This window comes from Nocardia nova NBRC 15556 (assembly GCF_001613005.1).
Classification (GTDB): domain Bacteria; phylum Actinomycetota; class Actinomycetes; order Mycobacteriales; family Mycobacteriaceae; genus Nocardia; species Nocardia nova.
The window spans coordinates 85106-100906 of sequence record NZ_BDBN01000031.1 but is presented as its reverse complement, the minus strand read 5'-3'; the positions used below and the strand labels follow the sequence as shown (position 1 = coordinate 100906).

At 67.0% G+C, this 15801-nt stretch carries 12 protein-coding genes; 7 read left to right on the top strand and 5 right to left on the bottom strand.

Annotated elements, in window-relative coordinates:
• The 3 genes from NN2_RS13825 to NN2_RS13815 form a co-directional block, all read left to right on the top strand.
• Nucleotides 1-527 (top strand): DNA-directed RNA polymerase subunit beta (locus NN2_RS13825; protein ID WP_501193551.1); only part of this gene is annotated, 527 nt, incomplete at its 5' end.
• A 128-nt stretch (nucleotides 528-655) separates the two neighbouring features.
• Nucleotides 656-4609 carry a DNA-directed RNA polymerase subunit beta' gene (locus NN2_RS13820; protein WP_063013685.1) on the top strand — a complete coding sequence of 1318 codons (3954 nt, stop codon included), beginning with the start codon at nucleotides 656-658 and terminating at the stop codon, nucleotides 4607-4609.
• 158 nt (nucleotides 4610-4767) lie between these two features.
• Entirely contained in the window at nucleotides 4768-5370 is a 603-nt protein-coding gene (locus tag NN2_RS13815) for a Uma2 family endonuclease (protein WP_063013683.1), read from the top strand.
• A 37-nt stretch (nucleotides 5371-5407) separates the two neighbouring features.
• Here the strand turns inward: NN2_RS13815 and NN2_RS13810 are convergent, their stop codons facing one another.
• Entirely contained in the window at nucleotides 5408-6031 is a 624-nt protein-coding gene (locus NN2_RS13810; RefSeq protein WP_063013681.1) for a TetR/AcrR family transcriptional regulator, read from the bottom strand.
• 80 nt (nucleotides 6032-6111) lie between these two features.
• Here NN2_RS13810 and NN2_RS13805 point away from each other — a divergent pair, with 80 nt between their 5' ends.
• On the top strand, nucleotides 6112-6954 hold the full coding sequence (locus tag NN2_RS13805; protein ID WP_082856977.1) for an SDR family oxidoreductase: 843 nt from the start codon (nucleotides 6112-6114) through the stop codon (nucleotides 6952-6954).
• A gap of 152 nt (nucleotides 6955-7106) precedes the next feature.
• On the opposite strand, the gene NN2_RS13800 is transcribed toward NN2_RS13805, so the two are convergent.
• The 4 genes from NN2_RS13800 to NN2_RS13785 form a co-directional block, all read right to left on the bottom strand.
• Nucleotides 7107-9482, bottom strand: a complete 2376-nt coding sequence (locus tag NN2_RS13800; RefSeq protein WP_063013677.1) for an ATP-binding cassette domain-containing protein — start codon at nucleotides 9480-9482, stop codon at nucleotides 7107-7109.
• A 62-nt stretch (nucleotides 9483-9544) separates the two neighbouring features.
• On the bottom strand, nucleotides 9545-9955 hold the full coding sequence (locus NN2_RS13795; RefSeq protein ID WP_030517086.1) for a VOC family protein: 411 nt from the start codon (nucleotides 9953-9955) through the stop codon (nucleotides 9545-9547).
• 17 nt (nucleotides 9956-9972) lie between these two features.
• Complete coding sequence (locus NN2_RS13790; protein ID WP_030517087.1) at nucleotides 9973-10410, bottom strand: helix-turn-helix transcriptional regulator; 438 nt, start codon at nucleotides 10408-10410, stop codon at nucleotides 9973-9975.
• 79 nt (nucleotides 10411-10489) lie between these two features.
• The gene (locus tag NN2_RS13785) at nucleotides 10490-11167 is read right to left on the bottom strand and encodes a hypothetical protein (RefSeq protein WP_063013675.1); all 678 of its coding nucleotides are present in this window, start codon (nucleotides 11165-11167) and stop codon (nucleotides 10490-10492) included.
• 136 nt (nucleotides 11168-11303) lie between these two features.
• Between NN2_RS13785 and NN2_RS38160 the strand changes: the two genes are divergently transcribed.
• The 3 genes from NN2_RS38160 to NN2_RS13770 all read left to right on the top strand — a co-directional run bounded on the left by NN2_RS38160 (nucleotide 11304) and on the right by NN2_RS13770 (nucleotide 15781).
• On the top strand, nucleotides 11304-13289 hold the full coding sequence (locus tag NN2_RS38160) for a serine/threonine-protein kinase (RefSeq protein WP_063013673.1): 1986 nt from the start codon (nucleotides 11304-11306) through the stop codon (nucleotides 13287-13289).
• A 113-nt stretch (nucleotides 13290-13402) separates the two neighbouring features.
• Entirely contained in the window at nucleotides 13403-14572 is a 1170-nt protein-coding gene (locus NN2_RS13775; protein ID WP_082856976.1) for a GGDEF domain-containing protein, read from the top strand.
• Between the two features lie 78 nt (nucleotides 14573-14650).
• Nucleotides 14651-15781 (top strand): alkaline phosphatase family protein, encoded by a 1131-nt coding sequence (locus NN2_RS13770; RefSeq protein ID WP_063013696.1) that lies wholly within the window; start codon nucleotides 14651-14653, stop codon nucleotides 15779-15781.
• Nucleotides 15782-15801 lie beyond the last annotated feature (20 nt).

The following is a 15801-nucleotide window of genomic DNA, read 5'->3' as shown; positions in this document are numbered from 1 at the left end:
ACGGTAAGTCGGTGTTGTTCGATGGTCGTTCGGGTGAGCCGTTCCCGTATCCGGTGGCGGTGGGTTACATGTACATCCTGAAGCTGCATCACTTGGTGGACGACAAGATTCACGCGCGGTCGACGGGTCCGTACTCGATGATCACTCAGCAGCCGCTCGGTGGTAAGGCGCAGTTCGGTGGTCAGCGTTTCGGTGAGATGGAGTGCTGGGCCATGCAGGCCTACGGCGCTGCCTACACGCTGCAGGAGCTGCTGACGATCAAGTCCGACGACGTGGTCGGTCGTGTGAAGGTGTACGAGGCGATCGTCAAGGGCGAGAACATTCCCGAGCCGGGTATCCCGGAGTCGTTCAAGGTTCTGCTCAAGGAACTGCAGTCGCTGTGCCTCAACGTCGAAGTACTGTCCTCCGACGGCGCGGCGATCGAGATGCGCGACGGTGACGACGAGGACCTCGAGCGTGCCGCGGCCAACCTCGGCATCAACCTGTCCCGCAACGAAGCTGCGACGGTCGACGACCTCGCGCAGTAGCCGATCGGTCCCGGCGCCCGCATTGGGCGCCGGGGCATAGTTTCCCGCTCCGCGGAAGTGGTCCGCCACGGCGGACGAACTAGCGAACTTTGCTCGATACTGAACCCGAACAGGGGAAAGGAAGTTACGTGCTAGACGTCAACTTCTTCGATGAACTCCGGATCGGCCTGGCGACCGCCGAAGACATTCGCAACTGGTCCTACGGTGAGGTCAAGAAGCCGGAGACCATCAACTACCGCACGCTCAAGCCGGAGAAGGACGGCTTGTTCTGCGAGAAGATCTTCGGTCCCACCCGGGACTGGGAATGCTACTGCGGCAAGTACAAGCGCGTCCGCTTCAAGGGCATCATCTGTGAGCGCTGTGGCGTCGAGGTGACTCGCGCCAAGGTGCGTCGTGAGCGGATGGGCCACATCGAGCTGGCCGCGCCGGTCACCCACATCTGGTACTTCAAGGGTGTGCCGAGCCGCCTCGGTTACCTGCTGGACCTGGCGCCGAAGGATCTCGAGAAGATCATCTACTTCGCCGCCTACGTCATCACCACCGTCGACGAGGATCTGCGCCACAACGAGCTGTCCACGCTCGAGGCGGAGATGGAGGTCGAGAAGAAGGCGATCGCCGACCAGCGCGATGCCGACCTGGAGGCCCGCGCCCAGAAGCTCGAGGCCGACCTGGCCGAGCTCGAGGCCGAGGGTGCCAAGTCCGACGTCCGCCGCAAGGTCAAGGACGGCGGCGAGCGCGAGATGCGCCAGCTGCGCGACCGCGCCCAGCGCGAGCTGGACCGGCTCGACGAGATCTGGACCACCTTCACCAAGCTGGCTCCCAAGCAGCTGATCGTGGACGAGGTCCTCTACCGCGAGCTGCAGGACCGCTACGGCGAGTACTTCACCGGCGCGATGGGTGCCGAAGCCATCCAGAAGCTGATGGAGAACTTCGACATCGACGCCGAGGCCGAGAACCTGCGCGAAACCATTCGCACCGGTAAGGGCCAGAAGAAGCTGCGCGCGCTCAAGCGCCTGAAGGTCGTCGCGGCCTTCCAGTCCAACGGCAACTCGCCGATGGGCATGGTCCTCGACGCCGTTCCGGTGATCCCGCCGGAGCTGCGCCCGATGGTTCAGCTCGACGGTGGCCGCTTCGCCACCTCCGACCTGAACGACCTGTACCGCCGCGTGATCAACCGCAACAACCGCCTCAAGCGACTGATCGACCTCGGCGCCCCCGAGATCATCGTCAACAACGAGAAGCGGATGCTGCAGGAGTCCGTGGACGCGCTGTTCGACAACGGCCGTCGCGGTCGCCCGGTGACCGGCCCCGGTAACCGCCCGCTGAAGTCCCTGAGCGATCTGCTCAAGGGTAAGCAGGGTCGTTTCCGTCAGAACCTGCTCGGTAAGCGCGTCGACTACTCCGGCCGTTCGGTCATCGTCGTCGGTCCGCAGCTGAAGCTGCACCAGTGTGGTCTGCCCAAGCTGATGGCGCTGGAGCTGTTCAAGCCGTTCGTGATGAAGCGTCTGGTCGACCTGAACCACGCGCAGAACATCAAGTCCGCCAAGCGGATGGTCGAGCGGCAGCGTGCCCAGGTGTGGGACGTCCTCGAAGAGGTCATCGCCGAGCACCCGGTCATGCTGAACCGTGCGCCCACGCTGCACCGCCTGGGTATCCAGGCCTTCGAGCCGCTGCTGGTCGAAGGTAAGGCCATCCAGCTGCACCCGTTGGTCTGTGAGGCCTTCAACGCCGACTTCGACGGTGACCAGATGGCCGTGCACCTGCCGCTGTCGGCGGAGGCGCAGGCCGAGGCCCGCATCCTGATGCTGTCGTCGAACAACATCCTGTCCCCGGCGTCCGGCCGCCCGCTGGCCATGCCGCGTCTGGACATGGTGACCGGTCTGTACTACCTGACCCGCCTGGAAGAGGGCGCCAAGGGCGAGTACCGGCCTGCCACCGCGGATGCTCCCGAGCAGGGCGTCTACGCGTCGCCGGCCGAGGCCCAGATGGCCGTCGACCGCGGCGAGCTGACGGTTCGTTCGCTGATCAAGGTGCGCCTGACCGATCAGCGCCCGCCGAAGGACATCGAGGCTGAGCTGTTCCCCGAGGGCTGGCAGCGCGGCGACGCGTGGCTGTGCGAGACCACCCTGGGCCGGGTCATCTTCAACGAGCTGCTGCCCGCGGACTATGCGTTCATCAACGAGCAGATGCCGAAGAAGCGGCAGGCGACGATCATCAACGATCTCGCCGAGCGCTACCCGATGATCGTGGTCGCGCAGACCGTCGACAAGCTCAAGGACGCCGGCTTCTATTGGGCCACGCGTTCGGGTGTCACCGTCTCCATGTCGGACGTTCTCGTTCCGCCGGAGAAGGCCGAGATCATGGAGCGCTACGAGGCGCAGTCCGACCAGATCGAGAAGAAGTACCAGCGTGGTGCTCTCGACCACCAGGAGCGCAACAACGCCCTGGTCAAGATCTGGCAGGAAGCGACCGAAGAGGTCGGTAAGGCGCTGCGTGCGCACTACCCGGCCGACAACCCGATCATCACGATCGTCGATTCGGGCGCCACGGGTAACTTCACCCAGACTCGTACCCTCGCGGGCATGAAGGGTCTGGTGACCAACCCGAAGGGTGAGTTCATTCCGCGGCCGATCAAGTCCTCGTTCCGTGAGGGCCTGACCGTTCTGGAGTACTTCATCAACACCCACGGTGCGCGAAAGGGTCTGGCCGACACCGCGCTTCGTACCGCCGACTCGGGTTACCTGACCCGTCGTCTGGTGGACGTGTCGCAGGACGTCATCGTGCGCGAGACGGACTGTGGCACCGAGCGCGGCATCCTCGTCGCGATCGCCGAGAAGCAGCCCGACGGCCTGCTCATCCGCGATCCGCACGTGGAGACCAGCACCTACGCCCGGACGCTGGCCGCCGACGCGGTCGACGCAGGCGGCAACGTCATCGTGGAGAAGGGTCACGACCTCGGCGACCCCGCCATCGAGGCGCTGCTCGAGGCCGGCATCACCGACGTCAAGGTCCGCTCGGTGCTCACCTGCACCACCGGCACCGGCGTGTGTGCGACCTGCTACGGCCGCTCGATGGCGACCGGCAAGCTGGTCGACATCGGTGAGGCCGTCGGTATCGTCGCCGCCCAGTCCATCGGTGAGCCCGGTACCCAGCTGACCATGCGTACCTTCCACCAGGGTGGTGTCGCGGGTGACGACATCACCGGCGGTCTGCCCCGCGTGCAGGAGCTCTTCGAGGCTCGTGTGCCCAAGGGCAAGGCGCCGATCGCGGAGGTCTCGGGCCGGGTGCGGCTCGAGGACGACGACCGCTTCTACAAGATCACGATCATTCCGGACGACGGTTCGGACGAGGTGGTCTACGACAAGCTGTCGAAGCGTCAGCGTCTGCGGGTGTTCAAGCACGAGGACGGCTCCGAGCGTCTGCTCGCCGACGGCGACCACGTCGAGGTCGGCCAGCAGCTGCTGGAGGGCTCGGCCGATCCGCACGAGGTGCTGCGTGTGATGGGCCCGCGTCAGGTGCAGATCCACCTGGTCCACGAGGTCCAGGAGGTCTACCGGTCGCAGGGTGTGTCCATCCACGACAAGCACATCGAGGTCATTGTTCGCCAGATGCTGCGCCGCGTGACCATCATCGACTCGGGTGCGACGGAGTTCCTGCCCGGTTCGCTGGTGGAGCGTTCGGAGTTCGAGGCGTCCAACCGCCGCGTCGTCGCCGAGGGTGGCGAGCCCGCGTCGGGTCGCCCGGTGCTGATGGGTATCACCAAGGCGTCGCTGGCCACCGATTCGTGGCTGTCGGCGGCCTCCTTCCAGGAAACGACTCGTGTCTTGACGGACGCGGCGATCAACTGCCGCTCCGACAAGCTGATCGGCCTGAAGGAGAACGTGATCATCGGTAAGTTGATCCCGGCCGGTACCGGTATCAACCGCTACCGCAACATCCAGGTGCAGCCGACCGAAGAGGCCCGTGCCGCGGCGTACGCGGTGCCGTCCTACGACGACACCTACTACAGCCCGGAGGGCTTCGGCACCACCACCGGTGCCGCGGTCCCGCTGGACGACTACGGTTTCAGCGACTACCGGTAATCCGGTAGAGGACAACCACATTCGGCCCCCGTTCCGAACGGAACGGGGGCCGAATCGTATTCACGGTTCGCTCGGTGCGAGCGCCTTCGGGTGGAACCGAGTCGAATGAGCGAGGAAACGGACCCGATCACGATCGATCCAGCGGGTAGCCTTCAGGTATGACCGTCGCCCACCATCACCACGACGAACCGATCCGCGGTCGGATGGTGCTGTTGCCGACGCCGCCACCCGGCGGGTTCACCGCCGAAGATCTACCTCGCTTGATGGAAGTAGTCGATGGCAACTTCGAGCTGCTGGACGGTGAAGTCGTGATGATGGCCCCTGCTGATCCCTGGCACGACGAGGTCCGGGACACGCTGAAGGCCGCGTTACGACCGATCCTGCCGACGGAGATGGTCGTGATCTCCGAGAAGGGCATCGACCTGGGCCATTCCGTGCCGGAGCCGGACGTTCTGATCGTGTCGCGGGCCGCGTTCGGGCCGCATACGTCGGTCTACCAGTCGGGGGACGTGCATCTCGCCGTAGAGATCGTCTCGCCCAGCACGAAGACCAAGGATCGTAAACTTCGTCCCGCGCAGTATGCCGAGGCAGGCATCAAGTGCTTCTGGCGCGTCGAGAACGAGGATGACGCGATGGTCGTTTACACGTTCGAGCTGCTGCCCGAGGGCGGTTGCTACGCGCCCAGTGGCGTCTTCCGCAAACAGTTGCGCATCGAGAAGCCTTTCCCGATCGACGTGGAACTGCCCGAAATAACCTGGTAGGCGGCCTCGGAAACCCGCCGGCGGGTCGGTCCGCCGATCAGGCTTCCGCTTCGAGGGTGTGGCGGGCGGCGATGAACAGGGTGGTGCAGACGTCGGTGAGTGCGGCGGGGGTGTGGGGTGTGCCGCTCATCAGCCAGTCGACCAGTAGGTGGTTGACGCCGCCGACGAGGGCGACCGCGGCCGCATGTTGTTTGGCCGACAGGGGTTCGGAGCGGGCGGCGGCCCAGGTGGTGGTGACGATCTCGGCGAATTCGCGCAGTACCTCGTGGCGGCGTTCCTCCATGGTGGAGGACACGCCGACGGCCTCGATCAGGGCCACTCTGGCAAGTCGCCGATCCTCGGTCAGATATTCGATGAACGTCTGTATTCCGGCACGGGTTCGGTCGTCGATGTCGTCGCCCGCCGATATCATCGCGGCCGTGGTGGCGGCGCGCACCTGGTCCACGACCTCGGAATACAAGGCGGCCAGGCAACTTTCGCGGTCGGCGAAGGATTCGTAGAAATACCGTTCGGTGAGCCGCGCGACCCGGCAGATCTGTTTGACCGAACTGCCCGCATACCCGGTGGTGCCGAAAACCTCCAGCGCGGCGTCCAGGATCGCCGCGCGCCGCTGCACTCGACGCTCGTCCGGCATCAGTCCCTGATACTTCCGTCCCGACATGCCCCTGTCCTTACGTCCCGGCCTATGGCACACTAGAGCATCGTTGCTGACACGCAGGCATGTCAGAATGGAGAACATCCATGACCTCACCGATTGCCGGTCGTGTCGTCGCGGTGACCGGCGGGGCGCGGGGCATAGGCCGGGAGATCGCGCGCGTGCTCGCCGAGGCCGGTGCCCGGGTTGCCATCGGCGACCGGGACGAACCGGCGGCCGTCGCCACCGCGGCCGAATTGTCCGGTACCGTGCGCGGTTTCGCGCTCGACGTCACCGACACGGACTCCTTCCGCGGCTTCGTCGCCGCCGTGGAATCGCTGTGGGGTCCGATCGACGTGCTGGTCAACAATGCCGGGGTGATGTGGGTGGGCCCGTTCGACGCGGAACCCGAGGTCGCGACCGTGCGCATGCTGGAGGTCAATCTGCACGGCGTCATCCGCGGCGTGCGGCTGGTCGCACCGGGCATGCGGGCGCGCGGGCGGGGCCACATCGTCACGATCGCCTCGGCCGCCGCGCGATTGTCCCCGCCCGGCGAATCGACCTACGCCGCGACCAAACACGGGGTGCTCGGCTATCTGACGGGCGTGCGCGAGGAACTGCGCGGCAGCGGCGTGCGGATCTCGGTGATCATGCCGGGGGTGGTCGCGACCGAACTGGCCGCGGGAACCGCCACCGGCGCCGCGAAACTGCTCCAGCCCGCCGATGTCGCCCGCGCGGTGCTGCGGACCATCGAACACCCTCGTTTCGAGGTCACCGTGCCGCGATACATCGGTCCGCTCGTCCGGCTCGCCGAACTGCTCCCGCAGCGCCTGCGCGACCTGACCTTCCGGCGCATGGTTCCCGATCAGGTCGCCGCGACCCGCGGTTCCACCACCCGCGCGGCCTACGAACGCGGCCTGGCCGATCCCACCGGTGGGGACACCGCATGACGCCCTACCCGCCCGCTCGCTGATTCGGGCGACCACAGACCGCGTCGGCGCAGCATTGAGCCGCCCGCGCCGACGCACCCGGCCTGCCGGTTCCGGTCGACCGGAACCGGCAGGCGCTCGGAGAAGCGATCGCTGTCGCGGGGGGGCGCGAATTACCCGCCGACGTAGGCGGCGAGGTGTTCGCCGGTGAGCGTCGAGCGATCGGCGACCAGATCGGCCGGCGTTCCCTCGAAGACGATGCGCCCGCCGTCGTGGCCGGCCCCGGGACCGAGGTCGACGATCCAGTCGGCATGCGCCATGACCGCCTGGTGGTGTTCGATGACGATCACCGATTTGCCCGAGTCCACGAGGCGGTCGAGCAGGCCGAGCAGGTTCTCCACATCGGCGAGATGCAGGCCCGTGGTCGGCTCGTCGAGAACGTAGATCCCGCCCTTCTCGCCCATGTGGGTGGCGAGTTTGATGCGCTGGCGTTCACCACCCGACAGCGTGGTGAGGGGCTGACCCAGTTTCAGATAGCCGAGTCCCACATCGCCGAGGCGTTGCAGAATCTTGTGTGCCGCCGGGAGTTTCGCCTCACCCGCGCCGAAGAACTCCTCGGCTTCCGCCACCGACATCTCCAGCACCTCGCTGATGTTGCGCCCGCCGAGGTGATAGTCCAGAACCGCCGCCTGGAAGCGTTTACCGTCGCATTCCTCGCAGGTGGTCGCCACGCCGGCCATCATCGCCAGATCGGTGTAGATCACGCCGGCGCCGTTGCAGGTGGGGCACGCGCCCTCGGAATTCGCGCTGAACAGCGCCGGCTTGACGCCGTTGGCCTTGGCGAATGCCTTGCGGATCGGCTCGAGCAGTCCGGTGTAGGTGGCCGGATTACTACGCCGGGAGCCGCGAATCGCGCCCTGGTCGACCACCACGACATCGTCGCGGTCGGCGACCGACCCGTGGATGAGCGAACTCTTACCGGATCCGGCCACGCCGGTGATCACACACAGCACCCCGAGCGGGATGTCGACGTCGACATCCTTCAGGTTGTGGGTGGAGGCGCCGCGAATCTCCAACGCGCCGGCCGACTTCCGGGGCGCGTCCTTCAGTTTCGCCCGATCGTCGAGATGGCGGCCGGTGATCGTGTCGCTGGCGCGCAGCCCCTCGATATCGCCCTCGAAACAGACTGTGCCGCCTTGGCTTCCGGCCCCCGGACCCAGATCGACGATATGGTCGGCGATCGCGATCGCTTCCGGCTTGTGCTCCACCACCAGCACCGTGTTGCCCTTGTCGCGCAACTGCAACAGCAGGTTGTTCATTCGCTCGATATCGTGCGGATGCAGGCCGATGGTGGGTTCGTCGAAGACGTAGGTGACATCGGTCAGGGACGAGCCGAGGTGGCGAATCATCTTGGTGCGCTGGGCTTCACCGCCGGAGAGCGTGCCCGCCGGCCGATCCAGTGACAGATAGCCGAGGCCGATCTCGGTGAACGAGTCGAGCAGGTGCTGCAGACCTTTCAGCAGCGGTGCGACCGACGGCTCGTCGAGAGCGCGCACCCATTCGGCGAGATCGCTGATCTGCATCCGGCAGACGTCGGCGATGCTCTTGTCGCCGATCTTCGAGGACCGGGCCTCGGCGCTGAGCCGGGTGCCCTCACATTCCGGGCAGGTCGTGAAGGTCACCGCACGCTCGACGAACGCACGGATATGCGGCTGCAGCGAATCGACATCCTTGGACAGCATCGACTTCTGGATCTTCGGGACCAGCCCCTCGTAGGTGAGGTTGATGCCCTCGACCTTGATCTTGGTCGGCTCCTTGTAGAGCAGGTCGTGCAGTTCCCGCTTGTTGTACTTGCGGATCGGCTTGTCGGGGTCGAACAGCCCGCAACCGCGGTAGATGCGGCCGAACCAGCCGTCCATGCTGTAGCCGGGGATGGTGAGCGCACCCTCGTTGAGCGACAGGCTCTCGTCGTAGAGGGCGGTCAGGTCGAAATCGGTGACCGAGCCCATGCCCTCACAGCGCGGGCACATACCGCCGAGCCGGTGGAAGGTCGCCTTCTCGGCCTTGGTCTTACCGCCGCGCTCGACGGTGATCGCACCGCTGGCGGTCACCGAGGGCACATTGAACGAATAGGCGTTCGGCGAGCCGATCTGCGGCTGGGCGAGGCGGCTGAACAGGATGCGCAACATCGCGTTGGCGTCGGTGGCGGTGCCGACCGTGGAGCGGGGGTTGGCGCCCATCCGCTCCTGGTCGACCGAGATCGCGGTGGTGAGGCCGTCCAGGAAGTCGACCTCCGGCCGCGACAGCGTCGGCATGAAGCCCTGGACGAAGGCGCTGTAGGTCTCGTTGATCATCCGCTGCGATTCCGCGGCGATGGTGCCGAAGACCAGCGAACTCTTCCCCGATCCCGAGACGCCGGTGAAGACGGTCAGGCGACGCTTGGGAATTTCGACGCTGATGTCTTTGAGATTGTTGACCCGCGCACCGTGTACGCGGATCAGGTCGTGGGTGTCGGCAACGTGCCGGTCCGGCGTCGAGGCCTTGCTCATGGTTTCTCCAATTCAGGGTGGGCGGCCTGGTCCGCCGGGCCGGCTCGGTTGTCGGGGTCGGCTCAGGAGGCCTGTTGGATCCGCAGCAGATTGCCCGAGGGATCGCGGAACGCGCAGTCGCGCAGTCCGTAGGGCTGGTCGGTCGGCTCCTGCACGACCTCGGCCCCGTTCGCCTGCAGCCGCTCGAACACCTCGTCGACGTTCTTGGTCGCCAGGTTGAGGCTGGCGAAGGTGCCCTTGGCCATCATCTCGGAGATGGTGCGCTGCTCTTCTTCCGTGACGCCGGGGGTGGCGTTCGGCGGGTAGAGCACGATCGAGATGTCCGGCTGTCCGGCGGGGCCGACCGTGATCCAGTGCATGCCCTTGAAGCCGACGTCGTTGCGCACCTCGAAGCCGAGCGTGTCGCGGTAGAACGTCAGCGCGGCCTCCGGATCGTCTTGCGGGAGGAAGGTGTCGTGAATGGTGATGTCCATGTCGCTCACGCTAATTCCTACTCGGTAACCTGCGCTTCTCGATTCCTGATCGGTCTGGTCACCTGTTTCGCGACACACGACGGCATGCCCAGAGTGGCGTCGGCGGCCTCGCGCCGGTAGACGCTCGGCGGCACTCCGACCAGTTCGGTGAAGCGGGTACTGAAGGTGCCCAGCGATTGGCAGCCGACCTCGAAGCACACCTCCGTCACGCTGAGATCACCCCGGCGCAGCAGCGCCATCGCGCGTTCGATTCGCCGCGTCATGAGATATCCGTACGGCGATTCCCCGTAGGCGAGGCGGAACTGCCGGCTCAGATGCCCCGCGGACATGTGCACATCGCGCGCGAGGGCCTCCACATCCAGGGGTTTCGCATATTCCCGGTCGATGCGGTCGCGGACCTTGCGCAGCCGGGCGAGATCGCGCAGGCGCGGGTCGGGGGCAGGTGTGCTGCTCACAACGCGATGGTGCCACGCGGCGCCGACATTGCCCAGCAACCCTCACCACGAGCGGGACGAGGGGTGGCGGCGGACGAGGTCAGCGCTCTCGGACCGGTGGGCATTTCTTCCCCGCGAGATGGCATTTGTCCTCGAAACCCGCGGGTAGCCAATTTCCGGACAGCAGCAGCGGATGATTCGGAAAGTGCAGATGGGCGGCGACGACGAATATCAGTACGGCCCAAGGTGTTCGGACCTGCCACTGGTGGAAGGTCCGATTGCGGTCGACGTAGCGCGCGACCACCTGATCGGCGGCGGTCAGGTCGATCGTCTCCAGCGATGCCCACCGGATCCGGAAGGAGTAGTCGGGGTTGGTGAGGTGGATGCGGCGGTCGGAGATCATCACCGAACCGGGGCGTTCGGCGATCCAGCGCGGTTGCGACGCGGCCTCCGCACGCTGGCGCCGGGCCTGATTCACCAGCGCGTTCCCCAGTTGCGCGGCCGCGACGAAGGAGGCGCTGCCCGCGACGTAGATGTTGTTGCGGGTCCAGCTGCCGTCCCCGGGCGCCCGCCAGAACGACCAGGTCGCCGGGCCTTCCGCGATACAGACCTCGCCCGGGTCGATCCGGATCCGGGTGGACTTGACGGGCATCCGCGCCAACTCCTCGCGACGCAGCAGATCGAGCACCCCGCAGGTGTACAGCAGGTGGTCGTCGAACCACGTCCATCCGGCCCGGTCGGCGAGGGCCCGGTCGATATCGGCCAACGGGTCGAACACTGCGATCTCACCACCTTCATCGACATACGCGACGCTGGATATCCACGGTATCGGAGGAGGCCACCGCCCGGCGAGGGCCGGCGGATCCGCCCGGTAAGCTGCTGACGCCTCGGTGGGCTCGACCAGAAGGGGGACCGTGGCCGCACTCGCGATCGGCGAGACGTTCGCCGGTTACCTCATCGAGGGCGTCCTCGGCCGTGGCGGAATGGGAACGGTCTATCTCGCCCGCCACCCGCGGCTGCCGCGCCGAGTGGCACTGAAGCTGCTCGACCGCGAGGTCTCCGCCGATCACGAGCGCCGCCGCCGGTTCGATCAGGAAGCCGATATCGTTGCCCGCCTGGAACATCCGGGCATCGTGCGGATCTACGACCGCGGCGCCGATGCCGGACACCTGTGGATATCCATGCAGTATGTGCACGGTACCGATGCGGCGCGGCTGGACCGGCGGGCTCTCACCACCGAGCGGGTGTTGCGCATCGTCACCGAAACCGCTGCGGCACTGGACTACGCGCACAGCAAGGCGGTATTGCACCGCGACATCAAACCGGCGAACATCCTGCTCGAGACACCCGACGCCGGTCGCGCCGAACGGGCGGTCCTCACCGATTTCGGCATCGCCCGATTACAGGACGCCGATACCGAACTCACGGTGACCGGCACCCTCACCGCCACTCTCGCCTACGCCTCCCCGGAACAGCTCTCCGGTGAACCGCTCGACCATCGGTGCGACCAGTATTCCCTGGCCTGCACCCTGTTCACCCTGTTGTGCGGCCGGCCGCCCTATGCCGGAACCAATCCCGGGCAGGTGGTCGCCGGGCACGTCACCAAACCGATTCCCCGGCTGACCGCGGTGCGATCGGACCTGCCGCCGGCGCTCGACGCGGTGCTCGTGCGGGGGATGGCGAAACACCCGGGCGAGCGGTACGGCAGCTGTGGGGAATTCGCCGCCGATCTACGAAATGCCTTCCACGGCCGAGGATCTGGTTCGGTACGCGATGTGTATCACGCCCCGGACCGTGCCGAGGAGGAAGGGGCGGTGGCAGTCACGCAGGCGGGATTTCCGGTGCGGCAGGCATTCGACGTGCCGGGGCGGGGGCATCGACCGACGCCGGGCGAGCCGTCGATCGCTTCGCCGGCGGTTCGCGTCGGGGCGCGGCCGAGGAGGTGGATCCGGCGGGGCGCGGCCGTCGCCGCAGTCGTGGTCCTCGTGGCCGGAGCGGGGCTGGCGATCGGGGAACTGTCGGGCCGGGGTTCGGCTCCTGTCGGCTGGGATGCGAAACATCGGCTGATCGTGGACAGTTTCCCGCAGCTGTTGTCCGATCGGCCCGGGGAGACGGGGTGGTCGGGGACGCGGTGCGCGGTCGATGCGACGGCGGGAGAGCGAGCGGCCGTCGCCTGCGAGAATCCGGATCGGGATCTGCGCGTGGAGATCGTCGATCTCGAAAACAGCGATGCCGCAATTGAATTCGCCGCAGACGCCAGTAGACACAGTGGGGACCTGCTGGCGAAGCATCCAGGTTTCGCGGATCCGCTGGATGTGGTGTTGCCGACGCCGGACTCGACCGGGACGCAGGACCTGTACACATTGTTCCCCCGGGACGCGCAGCGTTCCCGATTCGTCCTCGGCCTGCGCTGGACCAAACATGCGGCGCTGGAGATCTACGATCGCTGGTGGCCGCAGCTGCCGATGGGTGTCGCCGCGCCGGATGCGACAGCCACCCCCGATGCGAGCGCCGCGGCGCCCGACAGCGTTCCGTGGTGCTACGCCACCCGGACCGCGACCGACGTCAACGACGACGCGCCCGGCGGCACCGCATCCGGCCCGGACGCCGTGCTGGGCTACGAATACGCGCGGTACGACACCCGAAGCGGTTCGGCGGCCCGGGAATACGTCGCTCCGGAATCGACCGCCGTCCCCTCCGCCGAAACCCTGCAGAGGCAGATCGACCAGGTCCCCGTCGGCACCCAGCACTGCGTGCACGTGACCGGTGGAGATGTCCCGGACCGCTACCGGGTGCAGGTGTTCGAGCGCCGCCCCGACCGCGGTTTCCTCTATCGCGCCTACACCGCCATCACCACCACCCGTGACGGCCGGGTGTTCATCCGGGAAATCAGGAACTGACCCCGGCACCGAGCCGGCTCGTTCGAGGTTTGGGCGGAGGAGGGCATAACGGCCATCGATCGCTGGTCCTGCGGCACTTCACAGGGCGTCCGACGCGGTCCTAACGTTGTCGGATGGCTGCACCCGAGCCGGTCGGCGTCGAGCCTCGCCGCAGCAGGGGCGTGTCCGCGCGGACACGTGTCGCCGACGCGCTGAACTCCGGCGGACTGCGCGCCGTGCGGATGTGGTGGCGAGAACCCATCGACTATCGCTGGTTGCTGAGCACGCTCCGGAACCAGGGGGCGCTCGGCCTGCTGAAATTCTCGATCGGCACATCCGGGCTGGGCCTGTGCTTCGTCGCCCTCATGCTCCTGCTGTCGCCCGAAGGCCCGCAGAGCGCGTTCGGCCGGGCGGTGATCGGCCTGTTCGCCGTTGTGGCGCTGTTGGCGGCCCTGCGCTGGTATCTACTGCCCTGGCCGACTGCTTCGGTTTCCCTGGCGTTGATAGCAGTTGCGGATATCGCCATCACGATCTGCAGCCTGCTGGTCTCCGGCCGCGTGGCGATGATCAACGCGACCACCCTCATCCTGACCGGCGGCTACCTCGCGCTCTTCCACAGCGCCAAGGCTCTCGCCGTGCACGCGGGGTGGTCGCTGTTCTCGGTGCTGCTGGTCACGGGACGAATGACGATCTCTTCCGACTCCGATCGCGACGTCCCCCTTGCGATGGCCACCGCGCTGATCATGGTCCTCGCCGTCGTTTTCGTGCTCCCCACGCTGCAGTTCTTCTATTGGGTGCTGCGCACGAACGCGTTGTCGGATCCACTGACAACCCTGCTGAACCGGCGCGGCCTCGATTACCACCTACCGAGGGTGTTCGCCCCCGGCGCGCCGCTCTGCGCGATGGTCATCGACCTGGATCGATTCAAGGAGGTCAACGACACCTTCGGGCATCAGGAGGGCGACCGGGTGCTGGCCAGAATCGCGGCACGGTTGCGCGACACCGCCGACCCCACTGCCACCATCGCGCGCACCGGTGGTGAGGAGTTCACGATCGTCGGTCCGCTGGACGCCGGAGCCGCTCGGGCGATGGCCGAGCGGCTGCGGCGGGCGGTCGAGAATTCGAGCGATGGGGCCGCGGTCACCGCCAGCATCGGCGTGGTGGTCGTCGACCTCGGTGCGGCGACCGATGACGGTGTCTCGCCCGAGCGGCTTCTCGGCTTCGCGGACACCGCCATGTATCGGGCGAAACAACGGGGCGGCAATGCCATCGTCGTCCGGGAACTGCGCGAACCTCTCGCTTGAGCGGGAAACCGGAGCCGCCGCGGGTCGGCTCGGAAATCGGCTCGTCGCAGCGGAATCGATGCGGCACCATGGGCGATGATGCGTTACTCACTCGCCGACCTCCTGCCCTCGGTGGCCGCCGCCCTGGGGATGGATGTGCACAATCCGCTGGGCCTGAGGCCGAACCGCGATGTCGTGGTGCTGCTGGTCGACGGGTTGGGCGCCGAACTGCTCGCCCGCCACCGCGACACCGCGCCGACGCTGGCCGCACATGTGGCAACCACCGTGGCCACCGGATTCCCGGCCACGACCGCGGTCGGCCTGGCGAGCCTTGCGGTCGGCGCACCGTGCGCGACCCACGGCATCATCGGCTACAGCTTCGCCGTGCCCGCCGATGCGGGGCCGCGACTGCTCAACGCGCTGCGCTGGCGTCTGGACAGTGCGACCGGTCCGGATGCCCGCGAGCAGTACCCGCCCGAGCAGATACAGCCGGCTCGCAGCCGGGTTCAGGACCTCGCCGCGCACGGCGTCGAGGTGCACTACGTCGTTCCCGGATATCAGGGCGGATCCGGTCTGACGCGCGCCGTCTTCCGCGCCCCGGGCACGCTGCACCCGGCCGAAGACCTGGACGGCGTCCGGGACGGAATCCTTTCCGTCGCGGCCGGTTCCGGCTCCGGGTCCCGATTCGCCTACGCCTACTATCCGGAGCTGGACGCGAACGGACATCTGTACGGTCCGGGATCGGCGCAATGGCTGGCGGAACTGGCTCGGATCGATGCGCTCGTGGCGGATCTGCTGACCGAACTGCCCGCGACGTGCACGCTGATCGTCACCGGAGATCACGGCATGATTCGCGCGGGCGAGGTCGTCGATCTGGACGCACGCGCCGACCTGCATCGCGAGGTGCGATTGATCGGCGGGGAGGCCCGGGCGCGGCACGTCTACCTGGAACGTCCCGGCGCGCTGCCCGATGTGCTGGCCGCGTGGGCCGAGGAACTGGCCGGGCACGCACGTGTGGTGAGTCGCGACCAGGCGCTGGCCGAGCACTGGTTCGGGCCCACCCCGCCCGGTCCGGCGATCGCCGAACGGATCGGCGACATCATCGCCGTGGCACGCGACCGCAGCGTGCTCGTCTGCCCCGGTCGCGAACCTGTCGAATCGACACTGCTCGGGCACCACGGCGCGTGGACCGACGACGAACAACTGGTACCGGTGGTCGTCGGCGGATAGTGGCTCCGGCCCCGCGGCTT